This window comes from Mucilaginibacter sp. PAMB04168 (genome assembly GCF_039634365.2).
In the GTDB taxonomy this organism is placed as follows: Bacteria; Bacteroidota; Bacteroidia; order Sphingobacteriales; family Sphingobacteriaceae; genus Mucilaginibacter.
Window position 1 is genome coordinate 283992 of the sequence record NZ_CP155079.2, and the last position, 22131, is coordinate 306122.

Genomic DNA, 22131 nt, shown 5'->3' on the forward strand with positions numbered 1-22131 from the left:
ATTATGGCACCGAAAATCCCGATTTTGCTCTTAGTCCTTTTTATGCTTTTTGCGGGCTTATCCTTTGCACAAAAGGAAAGAAATAAACAGCAACGTAAAAGTATAACAGCTGTTGAGGCTAACTATACCAATCTTTTCCGTGCAGCCGGATACAGTGCTGCAGAAATTGATCGTAAAGTGGCTAAGGCCTATTATGATATTTTTGAAGGCCCTAACCGGGTTTACTTTACTGTTGGCGACACCATGGCTTACGTATCAGATGTTAAAAACCATGACGCCAGAACGGAGGGGCTTTCGTACGGGATGATGATTGCTGTGCAACTGAACAAAAAAGAAGTGTTTGACCGCATATGGCGTTGGTCTAAAAAGTATTTGCAACATCAAAGCGGGCCGCGTGAAGCCTATTTTGCCTGGAGTATAAACCCGGAAACACTGAAACGTAACTCCGATGGTTCCGCCTCCGATGGTGAACTGTATTATATTACCAGTTTGTTGTTCGCATCCAACCGTTGGGGCAACCAAACAGGCATCAATTATTATCAGGAAGCGCGCCGTATACTGGATAACATGTGGAAAAAAGACGGTACCGGGAATATCTATAACCTTATTAATGTGGAGCATAAGCAAATAAGCTTTGTTCCTGAAGGAGATGGTTACCAATGGACAGATCCATCATATCACCTGCCGGCATTTTACGAAGTATGGGCCATGTATGCAAAGGACGGGCATGAAAAATTTTACCGGGATTGTGCCGACACCTCGCGAGCGTTTTTACATCGGGCGTGTCATCCGGTAACCGGATTAAATGCCGACTACACAGAATTTAGCGGTGAGCCACACAGTACCCGTTGGATGCCGCCAGCATTCAGATATGACTCATGGCGGGTACCTATGAATATTGCTATGGACTACGTTTGGTTTGGTAAAGATAAGAATTGGCAGCAGGGTTATGCGCGCCGCTTGCAGGGTTTTTTAAGAACAAAGGGCATTAATACATTTGAAGATCAGTTCAATCTGGATGGGTCCAGGCCAGAGTTTATTCTGAAAGCTGGGAGCAATGGCCCTAAATTACGGCATTCATTAGGGCTGTTAGCTACTGCAGCCTCGGCCTCATTAGTTAACCGGAATGCTAAAAACCTGGATTTTGTTCACGCCTTGTGGGATGCTAAACTAGAGCCTTATGCGGATGGGTATTTTGACCCTTATTATGATGGCCTGCTTTACCTGTTCAGCCTGATGCACCTGAGCGGCAAGTACCGTATCATACAGCCTAATTAGTTGTAATCATGTTTTCATGCCCGGATATAAGGCATATGCGCTTTCTAAGCGTATTAATAGTCCACTTCTGTAATAACTTAAATAAAAGGCAACCCCGGTGGGTTGCTTTTTTAACATGTACGATCGCTTATTGCCTTGCGTATCAATAACAACTCCTCCGCTACGCTAATTCTCTAAGTAAAGGAAACACATTGTAGTTGGCCTAAACGCAATTATATTTTACTTACTTAAACTGGTGTTAATCTTATCGCTGATGCGGAAAAAATCGAAATCGGCATAGCCGCCGGGCTCCGTTGTAGAATAGTTGAACAAACCGAATCTATATCCCATAAAGTGTGGAATAGTATAAGCCATATGCAAAATGTTGCCAATTGAAACCCACTTTTTACCGTCTAAGCTATAAGCAAATGTAGCCTGATCTACTCGGTCAGTAAAATTGCAATCAGCTTTAAGGTAAACAGTTTTTTGTTGCAGCTGTACGCGGGCCACTTCTGTGTCGGTGCCCGATTCACCGTTGACCATGACAATAAATTTTTTTCCACCTTCTGCCTTAACGCCAACCCAGCCAAATCTTTTTTGTAATAATAATAAGCCCGCGCGGTCACCGTCTTTCATTTGGCTGATGTCTAAAGTTGTGTTTGCAGAGCTTACCGGCCCAAACGTGCGTTGAGTTAACGTATTCCGGGCCAGAAAAATGCTTGTATCGGTTCGGCCGGTTGTCAGGCGAAGGTATCCGGGTCGCTGGGTAAGTGACCAAAGCTTATTGTCGGGGTTGTGGTTCCACTGCCATACCAGCGGCAAAGCAGAACTGGTCTTTTTAAGCAAAAATTCGTCTGATGCGACAATGCCAGAAATTAAGCTTTTGTTAGCAGGCAAGGCTAATTGCATTGGCACCTTTCCATTGTTGCCTATAATCGGCCATCCATCCTGCCAGGTAACCGGGACCAGGTAGGGAATACGTCCAACCGCTCCAAAATCTCTGAACAGATAAGCATACCAATTGTCATTTGGTGTACTAATTAATCCCCCTTGTGCTACGCCTTTATCCTGAAGGCCAACACGACCTTCATAAGGTCCGGTTATGTTGTCGGCCCTATGAATAATTACGGTACGCATGCCGCCTTTAGGCCAGGAGATATTGAAAAGGTAATACTTTCCTTTAATCTTAAATAACTGCGAACCTTCGGCGGGCAAGCCCACATTGGGCCCGGCCACAGTGCTGGCGTTGGCAATAATTTCCTTTGGCGAAGTGCCTGGTTTAATTCCCGACAGATCGGCATTCAGTTCGGCAAGCATAATACGCCCGGCCCCGTAAATCATGTAAACTTTTCCATCGTCATCAAAAAACAAGGAGTGGTCATGCAACGATGGCTTGAAAGAAATTGCCTTCCAGGGGCCCTTTTCAATGTTTTTGGTTGAGTATATATAGGTTTTACCTGTTGTACCGGCAAATGTTGATACGTAATAAGTGCCCTTATAAAAGCGAAGGCTGCTCGCCCAGGAACCCCGACCATATGTGCTCTTTCCGTTAGCAAGGTTCAGTTCATCCACATCGTCTAGTGTGTTATACGCATAGCTAACTAGCTGCCAGTTTACCATATCTGTTGATTTCATAATAGGAACGCCTGGACTCATGTGCATAGTTGTGCTGCTCATATAATACGTATTGCCCACGCGTATCATGGATAAATCAGGTACGTCTGCATATATAATAGGGTTTTTGGCCGGTTGAGCTACTAATACTGATGCTATAGTACTAAGTAAGAGTAAAAGTGGAAAAGGTTTATAAAGTGAAATTTTCATCTTGTGGCGTATACTCAATTTAGTTCCCATGTAGTTTGTTGATCCGTTTACCCTTATCAGCTAGAAGCTTGCTGTGCTTAGGATAAGCCGACGATAAAAACGAAATTACAGACATTTATAAAGGTTGTGCTGCACAACCGTCAAAATAGAAAATACATTTGTTTAAGCTCTACTTCTACTTAAAGTGTAGTGATACTTATCCATCTCAATGGCCATGTGCAGATAGTGTGATGCCGTTGTATTAAAGATGTCTGTATTCACTTTTAGTTTAACATCCGTTGCCGCTCCCGGAAGCCCACAATCATATTCAGCATCTAAATTAGGTTGGCTTAGCTAATGACGAATAAATAAGAAGATATGGGCTCACCTAACAAAATGCTTATTTGTAGCAATAATGGAGTGTTTGGAGTGCACATAAGTGCTATCTTTTTATTCGAATGTAGCATTTGTGAAGAAAAAATCGCTCGAATTTAGCCGTTGCTAATTGTTCCCAACATTTGGCGATAACCAAATTTATAAAGTAACCTTAAAGCCGTTTTTGCAAAATTAATAAAGTTTAAAGCGCATCAATGCTTCTGCAATCGATTGCAGAAGCATTGATGTATTTAGCTTAAGAGGGAGTAACATTCATCAAAATTAGAATATGAGTAGAAGACAGATTTAAATACCAATCGATAACCTCCATTTTGTTGGTTAAAGCTGTTGAACAGCTTATTATTAATCCTGAAATATCAATCAATTATTTACGCTTCATGAGAATAATTAAACAAAAAAACTGGTGTAGGATGTGTGTTTTGGCTTTCTTGCTGGCATTACATTCTATATCCTTATATGCGCAGAATCAAACAATTAAAGGTAAGGTGCTCGATGAAAGGGGCGACCCTTTAGCAGGAGCCACCGTACGTTCCTCGGGTTCACAGGCTGCTGCCACAACCAACGCAAATGGCGAGTTCAGCCTTGCCGTAACGGGCGATGTAAAAAGCATCATCATTTCATTTATCGGCTACAATAATCTAGAGAAATTAATTAACGGACAGTCCGGTAATTTAGGTAGCATCTCATTGGTGAAAAATAATAATAACCTGAATGATGTAGTTGTTGTGGGCTACGGTACGCAACGTAGGGAAGCGGTGACCGGGTCAGTTGCTTCTATCAGTGGTGATAGGTTGCGTGACGTGCCGTCTCCTAACATATCTCAAGCGCTTCAAGGACGTTTACCCGGCGTAGAAATTACGCAAACTAACTCTAAGCCTGGGTCAAACATGCAAATCCTTATTCGTGGCCAACGCTCGCTTACTGCAAGCAATGACCCTCTGGTGGTGCTTGACGGTATCCCTTTTGCCGGAAACTTAGGCGACATAAATCCTAACGACATTAAAAGCCTGGATATATTAAAGGATGCATCTGCTACGGCTATTTATGGTTCACGCGGTGCTAACGGCGTTATCCTGGTTACAACAAACAGGGGGCAAATTGGCGGTGATGCCAAAATTACTTATAACGCCTATGTGGGTGCACAAACACTTTTTGCCAGGTATCAAATGATGAACGGGCCTGAGTTTGTTGCACTGCGCAAAGCAGCGGGGCTATACACTAATGGTATTGATGAGGCTGACAACGTAGACACCGACTGGCAAAAATTGCTTTATCGCACCGGTATTGTAAACAGCCATGATGTAGGTGTTTCTGGTGGTAGCAAAACAGGCAGTTATAGCTTCGTTGGTGGCTACTATAGCAATCAGGGCGTAATACCTACACAAAAATATACCCGGTATACCTTGCGCGGATCCGTTGATCAGCAGGTTGGCCAATACATTAAAGTAGGCTTTACAACCAATAATAATTACAATTTAACAGAAGGTAATCAGGTTGGTATTTATGGCAATTTAAGTAATTCTCCAATTGCAAACCCATTTAACGCAGATGGCACAACCAAAAGAACCATTAAAATGCCGTTGGATGAAAGCTATGTACTTACCCGAGACATTGTGGAGAACCTGCACAACCAGTGGGTAGATGAAACCAGAGGCTTTGCAACTTATAACTCAATGTACGGTGAGGTAAGGGTTCCGGGCGTAAAAGGCCTAAAATACCGTCTCAACCTGGGTTTAGATTTCAGGCAAAGTAATTTTGGCAATTACACCGGTACGGGTATTAACAGTGCTACCCCTACTACACTATCAACAGCCAACGTTAATAACTCACATAATTACCATTGGACGGTTGAAAACCTGCTGACCTATGACCGTACTTTTGCCCAAAAGCACAACATTAACGTTTTGGCCTTATACTCTGCCGAACAAAATAAGTATTATGCTTCTTCTATGTCGGCCAGAGGCATTCCATCGGATGCTTTTCAGTTCTACAATTTAGGTCAGGCTACCGGTGAGATTACCATTGGTAACGGAAATTACCAGTTAACCGGTTTGAATTCTTACATGGGGCGTATCTTATACGCTTATGACAACCGATACTTGCTAAGTGCCACACTGCGCTCCGATGGATCATCGCGTTTAGCTGCTGGTCACAAATGGCATACTTTTCCGGCCGTTTCTGTGGGTTGGAATTTAACCAACGAATCGTTTATGAAAGGTGTTACCGGCTTAGATAACTTAAAACTAACCGCCGGCTATGGTCAAACCGCCAATCAGGCTGTTGGACCTTATCAAACGCTGGGCCTGTTATCTACACGGCAATATAACTTTGGCGATACTAATTACGCCACTGGTTATTATGTAACACGCCTCCCTAACTCGGCGTTAGGCTGGGAGTATTCAGACACTTATAATTTTGCCGCCGATTTTGCAGTATTAAAACGCCGTTTATCGGGTAGGCTGGAGTACTATGTAACCAATACGAAAGATCTTTTGCTAGATGTAAGTTTACCAACAACTTCTGGTGTAAACGCTTATACGGCTAACATAGGTCGTACCCAAAACAGAGGGTTTGAAATGTCTTTGAACGGTACGATCATAGATAATCCGAAAGGTTTAACCTGGGATATGGGCGTTAACTTCTATATCAACAAAAATAAGTTGGTAGCACTTGCTTCAGGGCAAACCAGAAATGAAGGAAATGCTTGGTTTGTTGGGCATAATATCAATGCCATATTTGACTATAAATACACAGGCTTGTGGCAGCAGGGCGATCCTTACCTAAATATTTTAGAACCAGGCGGTAATGTAGGCATGATAAAAGCTGAATATACCGGTTTATATAACGCTAACGGCCAACCAACCAGACCGATTGGTGCTGATGATCGTCAGATATTAGATGTAGATCCAAAGTTTCAGGGTGGTTTCAATACCCGTTTAGCTTATAAAGGGTTTGATTTAAATATTGTTGGGGCTTTCAAAAGCGGAGGCGTGCTCATTAGTAGTTTATACGGCTCTAGCGGGTACCTGAATTTACTGACCGGAAGACGGAATAATATAAAGGTAGATTACTGGACGCCAGAGAATACAGGTGCCAAATATCCAAAACCTGGCGGTATTCAAAGTGGTGATAATCCGAAATATGGAAGCACACTGGGGTATTTCGATGCTTCTTATCTCAAGGTCAGAACAATGACGCTTGGATATGATTTAAACAGATTGATGCCTAAAATGTCGAGCATGAGGGCACGACTATATTTTACTGTTCAGAATGCCTTTGTATTGTTTTCACCGTACCATAAGGAATCTGGTATGGATCCGGAAACTAATTCTTATGGTGATGAAAATGCAGCTGTACCTTTAGCGGCCTCTCAAAGACGATTATTAACAATCGGAACCAATACGCCAACCACTCGCAATTACCTGCTTGGACTAAATGTATCATTTTAAAATGTTTGTGATGAAAGGATTGAAAATAAAAACAATTATAGGATCTGCCCTCTTTGCCTTGATTTTATCTGGAGGATGTAGCAAAGTGCTGGATGAAGATCCACGGGCAACGTTTACGCCTGATTATTTTAAGACAGAGCAAGGTGTTAACGGCGGACTGACCGCCATGTACTACCATCTTCGCCAAATTTACGGACAAGCCTATTACTATAATTCGGGCGTTACGGGAACTGACGAAGCCACCTGGGGCCAAAGTGCCGACGGGAACTTTAAAGATTATGACTGCTCGGGCGTGGGTATTATCCAGTCTACTAGTTTTCCGAGCAGTATATTGTGGGGAGAAACCTTCCCTAACATTAATACAGCCAGTGGCGTTATCGAAAATGCGAGTGCAGTAGGTATATCGGCAGCTTTGGTGGCCGAAGCCCGTTTCTTCCGTGCTTTTGATTACTTTTTGCTGGTACAAACATTTGGTGGCGTGCCACTTGATTTGGGTGCTGGCGTGCTCAAATTTAACACTTCTCCAATAACAACGTCAGTTCGGAACACCGTACCCGACGTTTATACCAAAGCGGTATTCCCTGATTTAGTGCAGGCCATAAAAGATTTACCGGCAACCGGGCGTGTAACCGGGGGCCTAACTAAAACTGCGGCGCGTTTAATGCTTTCTAAAGCGTATTTAACCTACGGCTGGTGGCTACAGAACCCTAACAATATACCAACTTACCCGGCCAGCAACCGTACCGATCCGGACGGACATGATGCTGCCTGGTATTTTCAGCAGGCCTATGATGTGGCAACTGCAGCAATTGATGAACCGGGGCCGTTTAAATTGCAGCCAACTTTCTATGATGTAAACGTAGGTTCAAACGATCGCAATAGTGAAATGGTGCTGTATGCCGACCATACACAAACCAGCGAAAAGTATAACGGTTCCAGCCTTACTTTTGGCAGTGGCGGTGCCCCTGATAATTTTGCCGGCTGGATGATGACCTGGAACTATCCCAATATTAAAAGTGGTAACGAAAATTCTGTACAGCGTGAAGCCGAACAGCATCTTGGCCGCCCATGGGTACGGATGGCGCCAACCATAGAGGTGTTCAAAAATACTTTTGCCGATAAAACAAATGATTCGAGGTATGATGGCACCTTTACTACTGTTTACCGTGGCAACTGGCCTAAAGGTGGCAGTACGACCAAAACTTTGCCTAATGCAAACGGGTTGCCAGTTGCCCCTGGTGATGCGGTATTAACGTTTTTAGATAATGACAACCCTGCGGTTACCTATGCAGCCGGAAATGGAAACGTAGGCGCCGGTGTATTACCTGGAAGGGCTGATTTTGTTGTTAACCCAAGCGGAATAAGCAGAATTATGTACCCGGGTCTTTGGAAATTAGGACCTTATCGTACTGATAACGGCACAGGTCTTGGTCAACCAAACGCAGGTAGCACACGTCCTTACCCTATCGCTAAATTTTCTGAATTGTACTTTATAGCCGCTGAAGCAGCTGTTAAGGGTGCGGTAACAAAAGGTGGTAAATCAGCCAGAGAGTTAATTAATGTAATTCGCGCGCGGGCTGGTAAATGGCGTTTCAATAATAATGGCAATGTTGTAAAAGTTGAAGACAATAGCGCAGCGATGGTTGCTGCTACGCCTGCAACAATTGATATTAACTATGTCCTGGCAGAACGCTCGCGAGAGTTTTATGGAGAAGGTGGCAGGTGGCTTGATTTGATCCGGACCCAAAAATGGGGTGAAGTTGCCCGAACATTCACTATTTGCGGTACTAATTTTGGTGATCATACACCAGCTACAGTAACACGTACTATTGATAATCACCTTTATCTTCGTCCTATACCGCAAGGTCAAATAGACAATATGGTGGTTTCAGCTGCTGAAAAAGCGGCGTACCAGAATCCTGGATATTAATCAACAGTCTATAGTTGTTTATTAAAAAGGCTGCCTTAGCAATAAGGCGGCCTTTTTTATTGTTCTTTAAATACGTTGTAAGTTATAGGCGGTTTTATATCGGAGCGATTCAAAGCGCATAGTTAAGCTATACGTTTAATCGCCTGTATTAACTGGTATGTAAGCAACCAGGCCGTCAAGAACGGCAGTATCAAAGTTCACTAAGAACTGCTCAGTTAAAAATTAACCACTTCCCAATAAGCCTTTTTAGGTTTCAAATTGGTGTCAAAAAGTAGTGGGTAATTTTTACGCCCCCGGCCATCAAGCCAGGTATAACGGTCCGAAACGTTCCAGAATGTAACTCCGGTTATATTTTTCTTGTATTTGCGGAATACTTCAAAAGCCATTTTATATTTTTCCAGTTGCTGTTGTTCCATTTCGGGTGTAAATGTGGCTTTAGCCTGTTGTTGTTCTCCACTAATTAGTTGTCCGCCCTGCCGGCCTGCATATACCGATATATCAAGTTCTGTAAACTGTATCTGCAAACCTAATGACGAGAACATTTTAATCGACTTTTCCAGTTCATCACGGCTTGGATTGGTAACCGACCAGTGCGCTTGTAATCCCACACCGTTCACTGGCACTCCCTTTTCCAACAGGTTTTTCAACAACTTGTAAATCTTTTCGCGTTTAGCCGGTTGCTCAGTGTTGTAATCGTTATAAAATAATACGGCTTTAGGATCGGCCTCGTGGGCGTATTCAAATGCTTTCTCAATAAATTCCTGTCCGGTTATTTGATTCCATTTCGATTTACGCAAAAAAGTAGTATCGTCGGCAACGGCTTCGTTTACTACATCCCAGGCATAAATTTTCCCTTTATACCGGGTTACTACTGCATGGATATGTTTCCGGAGTCGTTCCAGTAAAACCTCTTTGCTCACATCGTGGCCAGCTGTATCCTTAAACATCCAAGATGGTGCCTGGGCATGCCAGCAAAGCGTATGCCCGCGAACTTTAAGATGGTTACGTTGGGCAAATGCTACAATGCTGTCGGCATCACGCCAGTAAAAGCGATTTTCCTCCGGGTGAATAGGTCCCATTTTCATAGCGTTTTCGGGCGTAATGCTGCTAAATTCTTTAACAATTAGTTGGCTCTCTTCTGTATGTAACTCTCTTGGCGTTACAGCAGCCCCAACAGGAAAATATTTTCTGTAGTAATCCTTTAATCCCTTGTCCGAATCAATTTTTGACGGCCGCCAGGCCAGTCCGGTGATACACAAAGCTACAGCACCCGTTAAGCAGATGATTTTACCTTTTCTTTTCATAATTTTATGAGATAATTTGAATGTGACAGCATAAAACCGGATGATTTAAACTTTTGATGACTAGCTGTTTTCTAACGGTTTTGCAGATTTTCAAAAATAATGGCATGAAAGAGAATGAAAGGTGCCGTTTGTATATATCATTTCTACAAATGTTCATTAACCCGTTATAAAGGCAAAGCTCATTCGGATTACGCCTGTCTGTTACAGTAAACATCCTTTTTAAAATTTAGCCGGTACCCCGTAATACAACATAGGCATTAAAGCAATTGTTGTATAAATACAGTTAAACAAACTCATTATCTATTTGCACAATAGTGCTATATTGAAGGGTAAATCAAAAATAGCTTTGGAAGCCGGTTAGTAGTGGCAAAGCTTTACTATTGTATTGCAATGCGAAGGGCTTCATTACGCCAGACGTTAGACTTAAGTAAACTCAAATCGTTTACACAGGTAGAAATTGCTTAAAATTATATCGATTATTACCAACGGTGTATCAGGCCTTCTTATTTAATTAATCGGTTGTAACCATTAAACTATGTCAATGCTCTTAAAATCAGCTTTTCGTTTTCTCCGTTTAGGTGTGTTAGTTTCTGTTACTTCACAGGCATTGGCACAGGCGCCTTCCATGCAGCCTTTTACTTTGGGCCAGGTAAGGTTGTTGGAAAGCCCGTTTCGACGCGCAGAAAACACTAACCTGCAATACATGCTTCGTTTAGAGCCCGACCGGTTGCTGGCGCCTTACCTACGGGAGGCTGGCCTGAAGCCAAAGGCAGAAACCTACGGAAACTGGGAAAACTCTGGTTTGGACGGCCATACCGGCGGGCATTACCTAACCGCTTTAGCACAGATGTATGCTGCCACAGGAAATCAAGAGTGTAAACGGCGACTTGATTACATGGTTAGTGAACTGGCCCGCTGTCAGCAAAACAACGCTGATGGATACGTTGGCGGAGTGCCGGGTGGAAAACAGATGTGGGCTAAGTTTAAGCTGGGTGATTTTACTGAATTTAATCAGAAGTGGGTGCCTTGGTATAATTTACACAAGCTATATGCAGGTTTACGGGATAGTTATTTGCTGGCAGGTAACACTCAGGGTAAGGCGGTGTTTTTGAAGCTAACTGATTGGGCCATGAATGAGCTTTCGGACCTAAGTGAAGCGCAGGTTCAGCGAATGCTGGGCACAGAGCATGGCGGTATGAATGAAGTTTGTGCTGATGCGGCCGCAATTTCGGGGCAAAAGCGTTATTTGGAATTGGCCAGGCGATTTTCGCACCAGGCACTGTTGAGGCCGCTTGAAAACAAAGAAGACAAACTAAGCGGAATGCACGCTAACACGCAAATTCCGAAGGTGATTGGCTTTGAACGAATAGCCGAATTAAGTAACGATACTGATTATCATAATGCAGCGCAGTTTTTTTGGCAAACTGTTGTGGATAAGCGCACCATTTCAATTGGTGGTAACAGCGTAAGAGAGCATTTTAATCCGGCTGGCAATTTTGCTTCCATGATCGAGTCTGAGCAGGGCCCGGAAACCTGCAATAGCAATAATATGCTCAAGCTTTCCAAGATGTTGTTCTTACATGATTTTCAGGCACAATACATCGAGTTTTATGAACGCTTACTGTACAACCATATCCTTTCATCACAACATCCGGAAAGAGGGGGTTATGTTTACTTTACGCCTATACATCCGCAGCATTACCGGGTATATTCTACCGCAGATGAAGGTTTCTGGTGTTGTGTAGGCACGGGCATGGAGAATCATGGCAAATACGGCGAATTAATATATACTCATCGCAACAACGACTTGTATGTGAACTTATTTATTCCGTCAGTATTGAACTGGAAAGAGCGAAAATTACAGGTTACACAACAGAACAAGTTTCCAGAAAATGAAGATAGCCGGCTGACCATTAAAATTGCAAAGCCAGAAAAATTTACCATTTATATCCGCAAACCAAAATGGTTAAGTAATCAGGGGTACAATGTTAAAGTAAATGGACAAGTAATCAACGGCTCATCGGTAATTAATAATTATTTAGCAATTAAGCGGCTATGGAAATCAGGCGACCAAATTACGGTGCAATTGCCCATGAAACTTTATACAGAGTACCTGCCTGATAATTCTCAATGGGTTTCGTTTTTACGCGGCCCGCTGGTACTGGCCGCTGCAACTGATACCGCAAATTTAACCGGATTGCGTGCAAATGGCAGTCGGTGGGGGCATATTGCAACCGGCCCTATGTACCCGCTTACCACTTCGCCTTTGTTAGTTGGTAATAAAAGTGATATTGAAAAGGCTGTTGTAAAAAGCGCAAATGGTAACAATGTATATACTGTAGGTAAAGCTGTTATGCAGAACAAGTTTAAAAATTTAAAACTGGTTCCTTTTTACACCTTGCATGATACGCGTTATATGCTTTACTGGCCTGTTGTCTCTTCAAGGGACAGTGCTTCTCAAAAACAGGCGGAGTTGCAGATGTTAGATAATACCTATATCAAGCTGGCCTCACGTACCGTTGATGGAGTTGCCCCCGGAGAACAACAGCCCGAGAACGACCATGCGCTGATTGCTGACAGGTCTGAGACGGGCATTTTTAGAAATCTGCACTGGCGAAATGCTGCAGGTTACTTTGGTTACCGCATGCGCATGTCTCCTGCTGTAAATAAATTAAGTATCACTTATTATGGGCTCGAAAAAGCCGATTTTGATATCTACATCAATGAAACCAAGCTTGCTCATGTTACCCTGGAAGGCACCGAGGGCGATACTTTTGTTGCAAAAGAACTTGCTGTTCCGGAGGATGTAAAAAAAGCGGGAAATAGTATTCAGGTTAAATTTGTAGCTACGCCGGGTAAAAAGACTGCGGCCATTTATGACTTGCGTTTACTCAGGTAGAAATACGTATTACCAGTTATATAGTGTATGCTATGATTAAAATAAACTTGAGCAAAGGGTTGCTTATAAGTATGCTTTTTTGTCTAACCTCTGTAGTACTTGCCCAACCGGGCAAATCTCAACAGGCACTTAAGCCCAATGAACAACGTTATCGCCTTTGGTATAACAAGCCTGCCGCTAACTGGAATGAAGCCTTGCCTATTGGTAATGGTCATATCGGCGGGATGGTTTTCGGGAATGTTGTGCAAGAACGCATTCAACTTAATGAGGGAACAATCTGGGGTGGAGGTCCCAACAACAATTTAGATTCAGCTGCGGCACCACACCTAACCGAAGTTCGTTCGTTGCTGACGCAAAAAAAATATGCAGAGGCCCAACAGGTAGCCAATAAGTACTTGGGCCCGAAGGGCAATAGCGGAATGCCCTATCAATTAGCCGGAAACCTTTATATTCAATTTCCAGGTCATGAAGAGGTGACTCGTTATAGCCGCGACCTGGACATTGCGAAAGCTGTTGCTACAGTAAGTTACACGTATAAAAACGTTGAATACAAAAGGGAATATTTCACCTCTTTTACGGATAACGTTTTGCTGGTTAGGCTTACCGCTAACAAGCCCCGAATGGTTAGTTGCCAAATTAACCTGCAAAGCCCGCTCAAACAGCGTTTAACTGCAACTAATAATGATCTTATCCTTGCCGGGTCTGGTAGCGATCATGAAAATCAGCAAAGTAAAATTCGTTTTAACATCATTGCCCGTACCAAAATAGTTGGGGGCGGCTCCACTACTGATAGTTCAGGGATCCGGGTTCAGAATGCGGATACTGCACTGATTTACTTAAGCATAGCCACAAACTTTGTGAATTATAAGGATGTTTCGGCTCAGCCTTACCAGCGCGCGTTAAAATTTCTTGATGCCGCTTATAAAAAAAGGTTTAATGAATTGTGCCGTGCGCATTTAAAGTACTATCAGGCATACTTTAATAGGGTACATTTAAATCTTGGCACCCTAAATAATTCACAGCCTACTGATGTACGAATACAGAAATTTGCCACTAGCCGAGACCCGCAACTGGCCGAGTTATATTTTCAGTTTGGCCGTTATCTGCTTATATCTTCTTCACAGCCAAGCTCACAGCCGGCAAATTTACAGGGTATTTGGAATGGTGAGCTAAAAGGACCGTGGGACAGTAAGTACACGGTAAACATTAACACCGAAATGAACTACTGGCCTAGTGAAGTTACGCAGCTTACTGAATTAAATGCCCCGCTATTTAATATGATCGGTGAGTTAGCTGAAACCGGAAAGTCAAGCGCAAAAGTTATGTATGGTGCAAGGGGCTGGATGTTGCACCACAATACTGATATCTGGCGTGTTACCGGTGTGGTAGATGGTGCTTTTTGGGGGCTTTGGCCTACCGCTAATGCCTGGTTATGCCAGCACTTATGGGAACATTATCTTTTCACTGGCGACCGCAAATTTTTGCAACAGTACTATCCGGTGATGAAAGGAGCTGCTCAATATTTTATTGATGTTTTGCAAAAAGAACCCGATCATGGCTGGTTGGTGGTTAGCCCATCTGTTTCGCCAGAACATGAATATATCGGCGGTCGGAACGCAGTATCAGTTACAGCCGGTGCAACCATGGACAACCAACTGGTTTTTGGATTGTTCAGCAACTTGATTAACGCTTCGACAGTCTTAAATACTGATCAAACGTTTGCTGATACGTTAAAAACATTAAGAGATAAATTGCCTCCAATGCAGGTGGGCCAATACGGGCAATTACAGGAATGGCTTAATGACCTGGACAGTAAAACAGATAACCATCGTCATGTTTCTCACTTGTACGGACTGTTTCCGGGTAGTCAAATATCTCCATTTCGACAGCCACAACTGTTTACTGCTGCCAGAAATTCGCTTATTTACCGCGGCGATGTATCTACAGGCTGGTCAATGGCATGGAAAATAAACCTATGGGCGCGCTTGTTAGATGGCAATCATGCTTATAAGCTGATTAAAGATCAAATTTCGCCGGTCAGTAAACAGTCCGGAGGTACTTATCCTAATTTATTTGATGCACACCCGCCTTTTCAAATTGACGGAAACTTTGGATGTACGTCGGGTATTGCAGAAATGCTGTTACAAAGCCATGATGGCGCTATTTACTTACTACCGGCATTGCCTGATGAATGGGAGCAGGGCAGCATATCGGGCTTAATGGCGCGGGGTGGGTTTAAAATAGGGATACAATGGCGTAATCACCGTATTTATAAACTTAGTGTATACTCAACGTTGGGTGGCCAGTGTAGGTTGCGTAGCAACCAAATGTTAAATGTAAAAACCCTTAAAACAGCTCGGGGAAACAATACAAACCCATATTTCAAAACCGACCGGATTTCTAAGCCTGTGCTAAAGATTCCGGCCATGCAGTTAGCCTACAATCAACCGGAGAGCTGGTTATATGATTTACATACACAACCGGGTAAAACGTATACCTTTTTAATTAAATAGTTATCGTGAATGCTGCGAAGTCGACTTAGGCAAATAAGCCGGTATCGACTTACGCAAAACCCAACATGATAACAAACTTTTTTAACAACAGATTAACAGTTTAGATCATCTCCAGCATTGGTAAATAAAAGCTATCTGGTCATTGTACTTGTATTTTATCGGATGTAATGCGGCCAGCATAACCGTGTTGCCAGTTATACCTCTTTATTAAAACTAAAGTGCTAATTGTGTTGTGATTGAACTTCTGCATAGCATAATTGTACAAATGTTGCATTTCAAATGTTGCATTCAAGGTATATTTGTTCAACCAATTAAGAGAAGACGTCCTGCATTGCAGATTTGCCGTTAAACTTCTTGATACTTATTCTTCCTGTATCAACAAAGCCACAAGCAATAATCTACCTGAATGCAGGAGGATAGTAATAACCTAATTATGCATTTAGATTTTTATAAATTTAAATTACTGGCTGTAATTTTTAGCCTGTTTACTGGTTTAGCCACTGCAGGCTTTACGCAAACGCCTAAATATAATTTTACAGCAATCAGCTCTAAAGAGGGCCTTTCTTCTAACACTGTTACTGCCATTTTAAAAGACAGGTACGGATTTATATGGTTTGGTACAGAGGATGGCTTAACCCGGTTCGATGGTATAAATTATACAGTATACCGGCATAACCCGAAAGACACAACAAGTTTACGCTCAAGCGAGATTACCAGCATTCACGAAGACAGGGCCGGACAATTATGGGTAGGTACAAGTGGTTCTTTACATTTGTTCGATCGCAAACGTAACTCCTTTCATCATTTTAAATCGAATAGCGAGCCAGACGGATTTACAAGTGCTATTATTAAAAGTATTTGCAGTGATTTTGAAGGGAAGATTTGGGTAGCAACGCTTGGCGGACTTGACAGGTTAGATCCTGTTACAGGCCAGGTAACCAAGTTTCGGGAAATTCGCGGTGCTCCTTATGAAATTGGTCACCAGCCCGTATTAAAAGTTTATGAAGACAGCCGCAGGCGGATGTGGATCGGGGCCAAAAATGGTCTGTATCAGTATGACCGGCGGACTGGCCATTTTATCCCATTTTTACCAAATAACAAAGACCCGCAAAGCCTAGCCGGTGGTACGGTAAAGGCTATTACAGAAGACCAAAAAGGCAATCTTTGGCTGGGTACAGATGGAGGTATTAGCAGGCTTTTGACAGACGGTAAGCATTTTTTTAATATTAAAGATACGAGTTCATCGCCCGGAAGATTGTCCAGCAATACGGTGTATGCACTGGCGCCGGCCGGCCGTAATTCACTTTGGATTGGCACAGAGGAAGGCCTTAATGTCCTTAACCTTCAAACGGGTTCGATAGAACATTACCTGCCTGACGGCCGTAACATTTACAGCTTGACCGGAAAATCGGTTCGTAGCATATTGATTGATAACCAGGGTATAAATTGGTTGGGGCTATACATGGCCGGGGTAAATAAATATGATAGTAACTTAACGTTATTCAGTCTCATAAAAAGCAACCCATATGACGCTTTTGGCCTCAGTGCCCGCTTCGTCACATCTTTTTCGCGTGGTGATGGCGGTCACATATTTATAGGAACCGACGGGGGAGGGTTGTCATCTTTTAATCCTCAAAATGGTTTGTTCAAGCGTTACTCAATTACTTCAAAGATTAAAAAAAATGCGTCGGCCCTCACCATCTTAGCACTTAACCGTACCAGTGATGGAAATTTATGGATAGGAACTTATCAAGACGGTCTGTTCAAAATGAATCCTTCAAATGGAGCAGTTCAACAGTTTATAAAGGGCTCCGGCAATGCTACCATTAACCACAATGAAATTTTTTGTTTAAAGCAGGATAGGAATGGCCAATTGTGGGTAGGCACTAACGGAGGGGGAGTTAATGTTTACGATCCTAAAAGCCAAACGTTTAAGTTTTATGTTACTATACCGAGTGCAGGTAACGAATTTAGTATTCCACTAAATGGCTATATACGGGATTTTGAGGAGGATCAATATGGCAGGATGTGGATTGCTTCACACGGAACGGGCATTGCAATTTATGATCCAAAAAGCCAGCAATTTTCCGTGTTAAGCCGGTTAGCCGGAAATTTGCCAAGCGATTTAATACAAACGCTGTTCCTGGATCGGAAAGGCAACATGTGGGCAGGTACAGGCGATGGATTGCTCAAAATAGACGTACTCACTAAGCATGTAGAAACCTTTGGAGAGGAGCAGGGACTTGCTGATGGTATTATTCATAAAATTTTAGAGGACCGGGCCGGAAGAATTTGGTTCAGTACGAACAGAGGACTGAGTTGGCTCGATCCAAATCGTAAAATTGTAATTAACTACAGCGCATTTAACGGCCTGCAGGGCGGCTCATTTGAGCAGGGATCGGGTTTTTCAGATACCGATGGTACAATTTATTTCGGGGGTACTGACGGCTTTAACTACCTCCAGCCTCAAGGCGGCATCCGGGTAAATAAAAATCCTACCCCGGTTGTTTTCACCAGCTTAAAAATTGGTGCCAAGGAGATAACAAGTGCCGACTCAGATATATTAAGTACGGATATAACGATTGCAAAGAACGTACGTCTGAATTATAAACAGAATTTCTCTATTAGCTTTGTAGGCCTGAATTTTACCGGCACCAAGCAGAATCATTACTTATATCGCCTTAAGGGCTTCGATAAAGATTGGATTAATGCAGGTACTAAAACAACGGCCTATTACACCAATCTCAGCCCCGGGGAATATACTTTTGAGGTTAGAGCTATTAATAATGATGGCGTTCCGGACAAGAACATCAGTGCTGTTACCATCTCTATACCACCGCCGTTTTGGATGACGGTTTATGCATACTTTCTTTACATTGCTGCGATAGGCGCCTTGTTGCTCTACTTACGTTATCGTGGTATTCAGAAACTTAAACGAACTTTCAAGCAAGAAGAGGCCAGACGCGAAGCGGAACGTTTGCATGACTTAGATCGTTTGAAAATTAAGTTTCTGACCAACTTGAGTCATGATTTTCGTACCCCTATCGCATTAATTATGGCCCCGGTTGATAAACTGATGGCGCAAGGCATGGAAGATAGTGCCTATACCCAACTTTTGGTTATTAAGAGAAACGCCAGGCGGTTATTGAACATGGTTAATCAGTTGTTCGATCTCCGGAAGATAGAAGAAGGTGAGACAAAAATTAACTTGGTCAAAGCCGATATCATTGCATTTCAAAAAGAAGTCAGCGAGTCATTCCGTGATCTGTCGGAGAAAAAGCGCATTGCATTTGTATTCAAATCATCTCTCAATTCATTATTTACAAGCTTTGATCCCGATAAGCTCGAACGGGTGTTGTTTAATCTGCTTTTGAACGCTTTTAAATTTACTTTAGAAGGCGGCAAGGTGATGCTGATCACTTACCTTAAGCATGCTCAGGCCAACCCCGAAAGCCTTCAGTTAGTAATAGAGGTTACGGATACGGGTATTGGGATTGATAAAGAGCAGCAACAGCATATATTTAATCGTTTCTATCAAAACCGGATATCTGAAAATGTATTTAATCAGGGCAGTGGTATCGGTTTGTCTATTGTTAAAGAATTTGTTGAATTACATGGTGGTACAATTGAGTTAACCAGTGAACCAGGTAATGGAAGTTCGTTTTGTGTGCATCTGCCGGTAGATGCAGATGCTACTCAACCTAAGGCGCTGGACAACCCCGGGAATGATATAGGAGATGAATTGGTTAACGAGCCTGAGGCAGAAGTGATGGCTCAAACGGTTAAAGAAGTTGTTGGCAAACCAGCAGCTACTCGGCCCATAGTTCTTATTGTAGAAGATAACGAGGAATTTAGGTTTTATCTGCGTGATAATTTAAGTACGCATTACAAAGTGATAGAGGCTGCAGATGGCAAAGAGGGATGGCAAAAAGCTTTAGCCACTCACCCCGAATTGATTGTAAGCGATATTATGATGCCGCAGATGGACGGGATACAACTCAGCCTTAAATTAAAAGCTGATAAACGTACCAGCCATATTCCAATTATCCTACTAACGGCATCCAGCCGGGAGGAAGAACAGATTAATGGCTTGTCTTCTGGTGCTAACGATTACCTCACTAAGCCGTTCAGCTTCGAAATACTGGTTATCAAAATAAATAATTTGCTGGCTTTCAATAGAACGCTTAAAAGCACGTATACTAAACAGCTGAAGGTAGAGCCTGCGCAAATTCAGGTTGAGTCGGTAAAAGAGAAATTTTTGAAGATGGTTGTTGCTTATGTAGAAGAGAACCTTCATAATGCACAGCTCTCGGTAGAAGATCTCAGTCGCCACATGGGCATGAGCAGAGGCTCGCTCTATAATAAGCTTTTAGAAGTTACAGGCCTTTCACCGGTGGAGTTTATCCGTTCAATTAAACTCGAAAAAGCAGCTATACTGTTAGAAAGCAGCGATATGAACATAGCGCAGATTGCCTATGCTGCCGGTTTTGCAACACCTAATTATTTTGCCAAGTCGTTCAAATCAAAATACCAGATGTTGCCGTCAGAATATTTAAGCCAAAAACGAAAATCTGTAAATCACCTTACTGAACATCCTTCCTAAAGAAAGCTGTGATGTGCACGCATGTATGGTTAACAACAACGGCTTTGTAAAACAAATGATTAAATAACACGGAGTTTTACCAAACAAGCCTTTGCCCTTTGCCGTGCTTGTTAGCATTACTTATTTACGGATGGTCATAAACAAAAGTCTTTAGGATTTTGACATACCAGCGATACCGGCAAGCGCTTGCACTATAAATTTACCGGCTTGAGTTAGAAAGTCTTGTCCGACTAACATAAAGTTCACTAATGATAATTTTTGTTAACGTTTAAAAACTATGTATAAAATTCTCTTGTCGGTTTTCCTTGGATTTATTTGCAGCGTGCAGGTTAAGGCACAAACAACGTTGGTTAACCCTATATTGGCCGGATTTTACCCCGACCCAAGTATCACTAAAGTAGGCCAGGATTATTATTTAGTTAACTCCACGTTTGCTTATTTTCCCGGCATCCCGGTATTTCACAGCAAGGATTTGAAAAACTGGAAACAAATAGGCAACGCCGTTGAAAGGCCAACGCAAATGAACTTTATGGGCGACCGGGTAACCCGTGGCTTGTTTGCTCCGGCCATCAATCATTATAAGGGCCGCTTTTACATCACGTGCACCCAAATTGATCACCGCGGCAATTTTGTTATCACTGCCAGCAATCCGGCGGGGCCCTGGAGCGACCCGGTTTGGTTGCCGCAAGTACAGGGAATTGATCCTTCCTTATTCTTCGATCAAGACAAAGCCTACATCGTTTATAATGGTGACGCGCCTGATAATAAGCCAATGTATTCAGGGCACCGTACCATACGGGCATATGAATTTGATCCGATAGCAAACAAGGTTACAGGCGAAAATCATATTTTGATTAACGGGGGAGTCGACATCTCGAAAAAACCGGTGTGGATTGAGGGACCGCACATTATGAAAGCTAAAACGTGGTACTATCTATATGCGGCTGAAGGTGGCACATCAGTTAACCATTCAGAAGTTGTTTTTCGTAGTAAGGCACCTCTGGGCCCCTATGTTCCTTATGAAAAAAATCCCATTCTCACACAACGGGGATTGCCGGAAGATCGGAAAAATCCAATTACCTCAACTGGCCATGCCGAATTTGTTGAGGGGCCTGATGGAAAAACCTACGCAGTGTTTTTAGCTGTTAGACCGTATGAGGGCAACTATTACAATACCGGTAGAGAGACATTTATTGCACCGGTTAAATGGCAAAATGAATGGCCTGTAATTAATCCCGATTTTAAAGAGATACAGTATCAGTATAAGGTAAATATCCCGGAGATTAAACAGGCCGGCAACCAACCCCAAAGCGGCAATTTCGCTTATTCCACACGGTTTGAAAAAGGGCTGGACAAATCATTCTTGTTTTTACGCACCCACGACTCAACCTGGTATAAAACAAGTTCGGCAAAAGGCTTAACCATCAAACTAAAGCCTGAAACATGTATGGAGAAAGGCAATCCTGCATTTATAGCCAAGCGCCAGCAGCATATGACCTGCACAGTTAGCACAAGCCTCAACTTTGTAGCAGGGCAACCCGCTGAAAAAGCCGGACTGGTGGCTTTTCAGGATGAAAGTCATTTTTATTTTATATGCAAATCTGCCGATAGTGCCCGGCGCCCGGTTGTGCAGTTATTTAAAGGAACAAATAATGACAAGATGATGGAACTACTGTCTGAGGCACGTTTGCCTGATGGGAAGCATGATATTGCGTTTAGGATTAATGCAGATGGTGCAAATTACAGCTTTGAGTATGCCCCGGTAAAAGGAGCCTGGCTAGTGCTTAAAAAGAATGTAGATGGAAAACATTTAAGTACGCAGGTGGCTGGCGGTTTTGTTGGTAGTGTGTTTGCTATGTATGCTACGTCGTCGGGTAATACTTCTTCAAATACAGCACAGTTCAAATCATTTGATTATGTAGGAGCGGATAAGGTTTATCAAAAGTAAGCGTTGTTGCTTGCAATGCATGTTTAACC

The 22131-nt window shown here is 42.8% G+C and carries 9 protein-coding genes; 7 read left to right on the forward strand and 2 right to left on the reverse strand.

What is annotated here, in order from left to right; genetic code table 11:
• Positions 1 to 3 precede the first annotated feature (3 nt).
• Complete coding sequence (locus tag ABDD94_RS01145; RefSeq protein WP_345954333.1) at positions 4 to 1278, forward strand: glycosyl hydrolase family 8; 1275 nt, start codon at positions 4 to 6, stop codon at positions 1276 to 1278.
• Positions 1279 to 1497: 219 nt separating this feature from the next.
• On the opposite strand, the gene ABDD94_RS01150 is transcribed toward ABDD94_RS01145, so the two are convergent.
• Positions 1498 to 3081, reverse strand: a complete 1584-nt coding sequence (locus tag ABDD94_RS01150; protein WP_345954334.1) for a glycoside hydrolase 43 family protein — start codon at positions 3079 to 3081, stop codon at positions 1498 to 1500.
• Between the two features lie 752 nt (positions 3082 to 3833).
• Between ABDD94_RS01150 and ABDD94_RS01155 the strand changes: the two genes are divergently transcribed.
• Together ABDD94_RS01155 and ABDD94_RS01160 are read left to right on the forward strand one after the other, a co-directional pair.
• Positions 3834 to 6905: a SusC/RagA family TonB-linked outer membrane protein gene (locus ABDD94_RS01155; RefSeq protein WP_345954335.1), complete on the forward strand. Its 3072-nt coding sequence runs from the start codon at positions 3834 to 3836 to the stop codon at positions 6903 to 6905.
• Between the two features lie 10 nt (positions 6906 to 6915).
• Entirely contained in the window at positions 6916 to 8835 is a 1920-nt protein-coding gene (locus ABDD94_RS01160) for a RagB/SusD family nutrient uptake outer membrane protein (protein ID WP_345949650.1), read from the forward strand.
• A gap of 215 nt (positions 8836 to 9050) precedes the next feature.
• Here ABDD94_RS01160 and ABDD94_RS01165 read toward each other — a convergent pair whose 3' ends face one another.
• Positions 9051 to 10139 carry an endo-1,4-beta-xylanase gene (locus tag ABDD94_RS01165; protein WP_345949649.1) on the reverse strand — a complete coding sequence of 363 codons (1089 nt, stop codon included), beginning with the start codon at positions 10137 to 10139 and terminating at the stop codon, positions 9051 to 9053.
• 535 nt (positions 10140 to 10674) lie between these two features.
• Between ABDD94_RS01165 and ABDD94_RS01170 the strand changes: the two genes are divergently transcribed.
• From ABDD94_RS01170 to ABDD94_RS01185, 4 genes are all read left to right on the forward strand, one after another.
• The gene (locus ABDD94_RS01170) at positions 10675 to 13038 is read left to right on the forward strand and encodes a glycoside hydrolase family 127 protein (RefSeq protein ID WP_345954336.1); all 2364 of its coding nucleotides are present in this window, start codon (positions 10675 to 10677) and stop codon (positions 13036 to 13038) included.
• 32 nt (positions 13039 to 13070) lie between these two features.
• On the forward strand, positions 13071 to 15551 hold the full coding sequence (locus tag ABDD94_RS01175; RefSeq protein WP_345954337.1) for a glycoside hydrolase N-terminal domain-containing protein: 2481 nt from the start codon (positions 13071 to 13073) through the stop codon (positions 15549 to 15551).
• A 433-nt stretch (positions 15552 to 15984) separates the two neighbouring features.
• Positions 15985 to 20154, forward strand: coding sequence for a two-component regulator propeller domain-containing protein (locus ABDD94_RS01180; RefSeq protein ID WP_345954338.1), 4170 nt, complete (start codon positions 15985 to 15987; stop codon positions 20152 to 20154).
• Between the two features lie 277 nt (positions 20155 to 20431).
• On the forward strand, positions 20432 to 22102 hold the full coding sequence (locus ABDD94_RS01185; protein WP_345954339.1) for a glycoside hydrolase family 43 protein: 1671 nt from the start codon (positions 20432 to 20434) through the stop codon (positions 22100 to 22102).
• The last annotated feature ends 29 nt before the right edge of the window (positions 22103 to 22131 follow it).